1 protein-coding gene is annotated in these 442 nt (G+C 39.4%); it reads left to right on the forward strand.

Annotated elements, in window-relative coordinates:
- Window positions 1–442, forward strand: a 442-nt coding sequence (locus tag M3630_RS30630) for a hypothetical protein (protein ID WP_251254676.1), incomplete at both ends; no start/stop codon positions are given.

Raw genomic sequence — 442 nt, forward strand, 5'->3', positions numbered from 1 at the left:
TCACCATCCTATGATGACTTGATTATTGGAAACGTTGAAAGGTGGGGGGAAGGTGAAATAGGGACACTTGTTGATGCGGAAATAGTGAACAACCCTAAATATTTAGAAATTAAACAAGTCATTAAAGGGAAAGAACATGTTGGTTACCGTGCGACATTATGTTTCTCTAAATTTCCTGAAAAAATGGATTTCCCGTCAGGATATCCGTGGATTTACTATGCGGGACTATTAGATTTTCCTTTAGATTTTGCTTTACATTTCACCTTAGAGCCTCCACAGAAAGTTAAGAAAGAGATTGGGCGTAAAAATAAAGACACCGCAGATCAGGCCGCTAACATGACTAGTGCTGGTGGTTCAACTAACATTGAGATTGAGGAAAGAGCTAGACTGGGTGAAGAGTTAGAGTATATCCTGAAAAACAGCAACCTACCTTGGTTGTATG

The organism is Brevibacillus sp. MER 51 (assembly GCF_023714195.1).
GTDB lineage: Bacteria > Bacillota > Bacilli > Brevibacillales > Brevibacillaceae > Brevibacillus.